The sequence below is a fragment of the Actinocrinis sp. genome (genome assembly GCF_035605935.1).
GTDB lineage: Bacteria > Actinomycetota > Actinomycetes > Streptomycetales > Catenulisporaceae > Actinocrinis.
Map to the genome: position 1 here is coordinate 1 of NZ_DATNGK010000202.1, position 6,157 is coordinate 6,157.

The following is a 6,157-nucleotide window of genomic DNA, read 5'->3' on the forward strand; positions in this document are numbered from 1 at the left end:
TGCCGGGTTTGGTGAAGGTATACGAGTACGACTGGCCGGTGTTCAGCGCCGTCGAGCCGAGCGGGCCGCTGTCGTGCTGGCTGGTCACCGTGTGCGCGTCCGAGTCCTGATTCGTCCAGGTCACCGTGGTGCCGGCCTTGACGGTGATCGCGGCCGGAACGAAGGCGAAGCCCTTGATCGTGACCGCGTTGGCGGCCACCGGTGCGCTGCCCGCGCCGGAGCCCTGGCCGCCGCCGGCGCTCATCGTCATGCCCGGCATGCTCGCCATCGCGGAATCTCCAGGCGCCGCAACGGCGCCAGTGCTCGTGGAGCCCGGTTGTCCGGCAAGAGCCGCCTGACCCTTGCCGGCCGTGATGGCCGTAGCCGAACCCGACGCGGCCGCCGGATGCGACGGGCTTGAGCAAGCGGCGAGGACGAGTCCGGCAGCCACGAACAGGGCGGCTAAGACTGATTTCCGAGGTTTACGACCTAGATAACTGTTCACGCAAAGCTGATACGGGACGGGGTTACAGCGCAGGTCGGGGCGGTGTAACCCGCTTCCGTATTCCTATGTGAATGACGATACGACCGATTGAGCACCGAGAGGACACAACGACCGTGAATGACGCGGGGGCCCAGCCTGCCGGGGCACTAGGGCGTGTTTTGAAACTATCGCCGGGGCCGCGACGCCTGCCACGCACGCTCGCTGCGTTGGCGAAGCGCCCACAGACAACCCGGTATGAGGACGCTCCGCCGCCTTGCGATCGCACGCGCCAGGCGCCTCGGCCTTATCCGACGCTAGTTTCAAAACACGCCCTAACATGAACCGTGATCGGCAGCCAGGTGGTCAAAGCGCTGAGGTTTGGCGTGCGCGCGGTCTGGCCTGACGAGGCGCCGACGACGCTGCCAGGCGCGGCCTATCCGGATTGGGACGCGATCTACGCGGACAACGTCGGGCGCATCTACCGGCTGATGTTCGCGAAGGTCGGCAACCGTCCCGACGCCGAGGACCTCACCTCGCAGGTATTCCTGGCCGCATACGGGCCGCTGCGAGCCACCGCTGGAGTCGGGCAGGTGCGGGCGTACCTGACCGCGACCGCGCGCACGGTGCTGGCCGAACACTGGCGACGCACCCTCGGCCATCAGGTCACCGAAATCGACCTCGAGACCACCGACCTCGAGGACTACGCAGGCCCCGCCGCGGCCGACGAGACCGTGAACGGCCCGGCCCAGCAGCGCGCGGCACGTATCCTGCGAGCTCTGCCCGAGCGGCAACGGCAGATCCTGGTGCTGCGCTTCCTGCGCGGCTACTCGATCCGGCAGGCCGCGACCGAGCTCGGCGTCTCGATCGCGAACGCGAAGGTGTTGCAGCATCGCGCGCTGCGTGCGGCCGCGGGGCTGGACAAGGACGGAAAGGAAGGGGAGGCGTCATGAGACACCCGGTCGACAGTTACGTGAACCGGCTGCTGCGTCGGCGCCGCCCAAAGCCGTTCGCGCCCACCCAGGACGAGCTGGCCGTCATGCGCACCGCGATCGACCTGATGGCCGCCACCCCGGAGGCGCACGGTCCTCGCCCCGCGTTCGTCGAGCAGTTGCGCGCGCAGATCTCCGAGCAGGAGCGCAACGAACAAGGGCCGGGTTCGGCCCGGCCGGCCTGGCGTGCCCCGGCGCGGCGCCGGTTTCTCGCGGCCGGTGCGCTGACCGCGGCCGGAGCGGCAGCGGGGGTCGGCGCGGACCGGATGGTGGTGATCGCGAGCGGCGACGATCAAAACGGCCGACCCGGACAGCCAGGGCCGGGCCCGGGACAGCCGCAGCCGCCGGCCGAGCTGACGCCGACGGCGGGGGTTTGGCGTGACGTCGCGGCGTCTACCGATCTCGCAGAGGGGGATGTGCATCCCTTCGATCTCGGCTCGGTCAACGGTTTCCTGCGGCGCGCGTCAGGGCGCGTACAGGCGGTGTCAGGGGTCTGCACTCATCAGGGCTGCCGGCTCGACCTGGCCGCCGCACGCGACAAGCTTTCCTGCCCCTGCCACGGCGCGACGTTCACCGTCGCCGGGGCGAATCTCACCCATCCCCGCCAGTCCAGCGGCCCGCTGCCCGCGCTCCCCCGGCTCCCGGTGCGTGAGCAGGCTGGCAGGATCCAGGTCTACGCTCCTCCGCCGAGCCCTTCCCACCAGGACTGATTCGTCCTCGCGGCGCGCCGTCCGCCGGCTTGTCTCCGGCTAGGCTCGGTTCCGGCCCATTTGGTCGAGTGCGGCCCGGACGAGCGCGGTGAGAGGACCAGCGGTGACCGAGGAGTCTGCGTGGAATCGCACCGTTCTGCGGGTAAACAACGAGCGGCTACTGCTCGGCAGGCTGCGCGCGGACGGGGCCACTTCGCGGGCCGAGCTGGCGCGGATCACCGGCCTGTCCAAGCCCACGGTCTCGACCGCGCTCGGCCGGCTCGAGCGAGCCGGCCTGGTGCGCGAGGTGGGCAAGGTGGCCAACGCGGGCCGCGGCCGCTCTCCGGTACTTTACGAGGCCGACCCGACGGCCGGTTACGCGATGGGCATCGACATCGGGCGCAGCTGGGTGCGCGCGGCGGTGGCCGACCTCAACGGCGTGGTGCTCGGCCGTGGCGACGAACGCAACCAGGCCGATGACGCAGACGCCTTGGTCGCCATCGCCGGGACGCTGGCGAGACGAGTGGCGGCGCAGGCCGGGCTGGAGTGGTCAAGTGTGCTGCACACGGTGGTCGGCAGCCCTGGCGTGACGGACAGCGCGACGCATGCGGTCCGGTATGCCGAGAACCTGCCCGGCTGGGGACGGCGCGGCGCGACCGACCTCTTGCAGCGGGAACTCGGCACCGGCCTTGAGGTGGTGAACGACGCGAACCTCGCCGCGCTCGGCGAGTACTCGGTGGGCGCGGGGCAGGGTTGCGAGCTGTTCGTGTACTTACTCATCGGAACCGGCATCGGCGCTGGGATCGTGGCGGGCGGGAAGTTGTTCCTCGGTGCGCACGGGGCCGCTGGGGAGGTCGGGTACCTGCCCTGGGGCGTAGATGGCAGCGGCGCGAGCGATGCGCCGACGCGCGGGATGCTGGAGGACGCGGCGGCGGGTGACGCGGTGCTCGCGCTCGCGCATGGCAATGGGCTGACGGAGGCGGTCTCCGCGAAGGACGTCTTCGACGCGGCGCGCGCCGGAGACGCGCGCGCGCTGGCAGTAGTCGGCTTGGAGGCGGAACGGCTGGCGCACGCGGTCGCGGCGGTCGCGGCCGTGATCGATCCGGCGCTGGTAGTGCTCGGCGGCGGGATCGGTGACAACGCGGATCTGCTGTTGGAACCGTTGCGCGCGGCGTTGCAGCGGATCACGCCGCTGCGCCCCGAGCTGGTGCCCTCGCAACTGGGCGGGGACGCGGTACTGCGGGGCGCGATCGCGACCGCGGTGACGGCGGCGCGGGAACGTGCGTTCGAGGTCTGGAACGCCGGTTAGGGCGTCAGACCCGGTAGCCGGGGCCGGGAGGGGTGGCGGACCGCGAGTGCCCGCCGCCCCTCCCTCACCTCCCGGCTCCACCCACTAGAACCGGCTCAGAGAGGATTCGCAGAACCCTGTTTCGAATCCTATAGGGTCAGGACACCGGGATGTCCAGCTTCGGCACGTTCCAGCCTGAGACGCTGATCACAGGCGAAGATCCGTTTAAGTCCACAGCGCGGTAGCTCGCGGTCAGCGTCTCGGACTCGCCGGGCCAGAGCGTGACGTCGTTGTCGCTCCAGATCGAGGTCTGCAATTCGTTGTCCCCCGGCAGCTCCGCGCCGGAAGCGGTTCCCCTGCGCACATCTGTGCGCAGGAAGAACGCGACCGTGGGCTTGCTCGAGTTGTTGGTGATGGTGACGGTGACCTGCCGGTCGGAACCGGCCGGCCCCGGCTTGGCCGCGGTGGTCGCAGTGGCGGTGATCGAAGCTTGCGACAAGTTCTGCAGAGCCTTGAGGTTCGCATACTGCGACATCGTGGCCTGCGGGTTGCCGATCGTCTTGGACCAGTTGACCGCGTCCGGCGTCGTCGACTCCCAGTAGACGTTGCGGTCCACGACCGCGCCGCCGCGGCGCAGCAGCAGCTCGACGAAGTAGACGGTACCGGACGAGGTCGGCACGACCGGTTTGAGCACCGAGTTCTTCACCTGCTGGGAGGCCAGCGTCAGGCTGCCGGAGGTCTGGTCGTCGAGCAGCGCGCCCGCGGTGCTGTAGACCTTTGATTCCACGGTGACACCGGACTGGCTCGCGCCGCCGAGGTTGTCCACCGTGACGCTGCCCTTGTCCAGGGCGTAGATCGCGTGCAGCGCCCGGTTGGCGCTCTGCGCGCCGAAGTACGCGCCGGCCTGGTCGTAGTCGTTGTTGTAAAGCGACCAGAGCAGCGTCGGCCAGCCCTTGTTGAGCTGCCAGTAGATCGTGCCGGTGGACGGCGCGGTGGAGTTGGTCGAGTGGTCGATGAAGGCCTCGAACTGCGCGCGGGTGTCCTCGTAGTTCTGCACCTGCGCCTCTTCGACGTACTGGTTCAGGCTGGACCACGCGCCGTAGCGGTCGGTGATCGCGGTGTCGAGGTTGAAGAGGGTGCCGAAGGCGTAGCCGGTGTGCTTCGTGCCCTCGTAGTTGTTGTGGTATTGGTTCGCGCCCGGCTTCTGCCACAGTGCTGTCTTGTCGGTGGAGGACAGGAAGCGATTGATCGAGTCAAGGGTCGGCACGGTGTTGCCCGAGCTCTGCTCGCTGTCGAAGCCCCACGAGCCGCCCGCGTTGGTCAGCGTCGAGTCGCCGCTGTCGAAGTGGCTGGTGTCATACCAGTAATTCGGCGGGACCCAGTCGTAAGGACCCTCCTTCTCGCCCGAGGTGCCCAGTTGCGGGCTGCTGTTGTACTCGGCGGAGGAGATGAAGGGGCCTGAGTAATCGGCCGCGGCGAAACCCTTGAGCGCGAGCGACTCCTGGTTGGCGGTCGGCGCGTTGTCGCTCCACTGGAAGCTGAAAACGGACGGATGGTTGCGCAGGCTCTCCCCGATCGTCTGCGCGGTGAGCTGGTAGTTCGCGTTCTGGGCGCTGGTGTAGCTGGTGGACTCCCAGAAGTCGCAGCACTGCAGCCCGGCGTTGACCAGGATGCCGGCAGCGTCCATCTGCCGGTACCAGTCGTCCGGCATCAGGTGCCCCTCGAGCCGGATCGTGTTGACGCCCATGGCTTTGAGCAGGCCGATCTGCCGCGCCGTGTCGGCCGGGTCGTAGCGCAGGAACAGGTCGGGATCCCAGCCGCCGCCGCGGATCACGATCGGCACGTTGTCGACCTTGAACGCGCGCACGCCGTCGGGCGCGGCGGTCGATGCGCCGGTCAGGTACGAGGTGACGGTGCGGATGCCGAAGGTCTCAGAGGTCGAGTCGAGCGAGGTCGAGCCCTGCGACACCGCGGTCGTGAGGGTGTAGAGCGGCTGCGCGCCGAGCTGATACGGCCACCAGATCTGTGGGTCGGCCAGCGTCAGGCTTGAGTAGGAGGACGGCGTGAAGGTCACCGGTTGAGTCGACTTCGCCGCGACGGTCACCGACTGGCTCACCGTGATCGGCGTTCCGCCGCCCGGTGGCGTGATCGTCGCGGAAACGGCGCCTGTCTGCGAAGACGACGAGGTGTTGGTCACCTCGGCCTTAACCGTTAGGGCGCTGCTGGCGAGGTTCGCGGCAGTGTTCTGATTGACGTGCGCGTTCCCGATCACCAGCGGCCCGCCGGTCTGCAACTGGACCGGGAACTGGATGCCGGTGTTGTTGTCCGGCGGGATCTGGCTCCAGTCCACGTTGTCGAGCGTCAGCATGGCGCTCGGGTTGTTCGGATGCAGCTCCATGGCGAGCGAGTTCGTGCCCGAGCGCAGCAGGCCGGTGATGTCGAAGACATGGCGCGCATAGTCGCCAGTGACGGTGGCCGAGGTGGCGACCTCGGTGCCGTTGACCCACACGTCCGCCGCGCCGACCACCCCGTTGACGACGAGCTTGGCGTTCTGCCCGCTCGATGGGGCGGCGAAGTCGGTGCGGTACCACCAGGGCACGGAGAACTGAGCGATCGTGTCCGCGCCGACCTTGGTCATCTGACCGAAGCAGGACTTCATGTTGGCCGAGTCGAAGACGTTCGGGCAGGTCCCGTTCTGCAGCAGGGCACTGATCTCGGTACCCGGTGC

5 protein-coding genes are annotated in these 6,157 nt (G+C 68.7%); 3 read left to right on the forward strand and 2 right to left on the reverse strand.

What is annotated here, in order from left to right:
* Positions 1-268, reverse strand: a 268-nt coding sequence (locus VN779_RS16120; RefSeq protein WP_325724073.1) for a cupredoxin domain-containing protein, incomplete at its 3' end; no start/stop codon positions are given.
* A gap of 578 nt (positions 269-846) precedes the next feature.
* Between VN779_RS16120 and VN779_RS16125 the strand changes: the two genes are divergently transcribed.
* The 3 genes from VN779_RS16125 to VN779_RS16135 all read left to right on the forward strand — a co-directional run bounded on the left by VN779_RS16125 (position 847) and on the right by VN779_RS16135 (position 3,450).
* A complete protein-coding gene (locus tag VN779_RS16125) occupies positions 847-1,413 on the forward strand; it encodes an RNA polymerase sigma factor (RefSeq protein WP_349260823.1) in 567 nt (188 codons plus the stop codon).
* Positions 1,410-2,162: a Rieske (2Fe-2S) protein gene (locus tag VN779_RS16130; RefSeq protein WP_325724077.1), complete on the forward strand. Its 753-nt coding sequence runs from the start codon at positions 1,410-1,412 to the stop codon at positions 2,160-2,162. Before VN779_RS16125 ends, VN779_RS16130 begins: the two co-directional genes overlap by 4 nt.
* 103 nt (positions 2,163-2,265) lie before the next feature.
* Entirely contained in the window at positions 2,266-3,450 is a 1,185-nt protein-coding gene (locus tag VN779_RS16135) for an ROK family transcriptional regulator (RefSeq protein WP_325724079.1), read from the forward strand.
* Between the two features lie 136 nt (positions 3,451-3,586).
* Here VN779_RS16135 and VN779_RS16140 read toward each other — a convergent pair.
* On the reverse strand, positions 3,587-6,157 hold a 2,571-nt coding region (locus VN779_RS16140), incomplete at its 5' end, for a glycoside hydrolase family 2 protein (protein WP_325724081.1).

Excerpts from the sequence above, each read along its gene's own strand:
- VN779_RS16130 (WP_325724077.1), top strand. The coding sequence starts at position 1,410 with ATGAGACACCCGGTCGACAGTTACGTGAACCGGCTGCTGCGTCGGCGC.